General features: G+C 48.1%; 1 pseudogene. It reads left to right on the top strand.

What is annotated here, in order from left to right:
* Positions 1 to 594: pseudogene (locus R7Z49_RS25435) on the top strand (endonuclease); the annotation flags it as partial.
* Positions 595 to 665 lie beyond the last annotated feature (71 nt).

The raw sequence follows: 665 nt of genomic DNA, 5'->3' as shown, positions 1-665 counted from the left end.
CAAATACTGGTCGCCAATAGCACGCGAGGTTGGTTGGTTTTCTATTTTGAGGATCAACTGATTGAGTTTGAAATACAGCGAGACGCGGCGTTCTTAACTGAGTTGCAAGAAACAGCGCTTCAGTTTTGGGAGTTAGTACAGACCAAAAAAGAGCCGTCAAAATGCCCTGAGCAAGATTGTTTTGTTCCCAAGGGTGAAGCCCAATACCGTTGGACATCGCTGTCTCGACAGTATTGCTCAGCACATGCCGAAGTGGTCCGACTGGAAAATCACATTAAATCTTTGAAAGAGGAAATGCGAGACGCCCAGTCAAAATTGGTCGCCATGATGGGTAACTACGCTCATGCCGACTATGCTGGGGTCAAACTCAGCCGCTACATGATGGCGGGCACGGTGGACTATAAGCAATTGGCCACCGATAAGTTAGGCGAGCTGGATGAACAGGTTTTAGCCGCTTACCGAAAAGCGCCACAAGAGCGGTTGCGCATTAGCACCAATAAGCCAGAGCAGCCCGTTGAAACACCAATCAAAATCAGTCTTGAGCAAGATAACTTGGTTCTGCCAGGTGACTCGCCGAGCTCATTTTACTTTTAACGTTCACTTGGAGCCGATTTCGGCTCCTTTCTCATGCGCTTACATCGAGTGCATCAGAAAGCAGTTTCACT

Source organism: Vibrio sp. 1562, from assembly GCF_033340155.1.
Taxonomy (GTDB): Bacteria; Pseudomonadota; Gammaproteobacteria; order Enterobacterales; family Vibrionaceae; genus Vibrio; species Vibrio alginolyticus.
The sequence above is the reverse complement of the archived record's forward strand: the minus strand, read 5'-3'. Positions and strand labels throughout refer to the sequence as shown.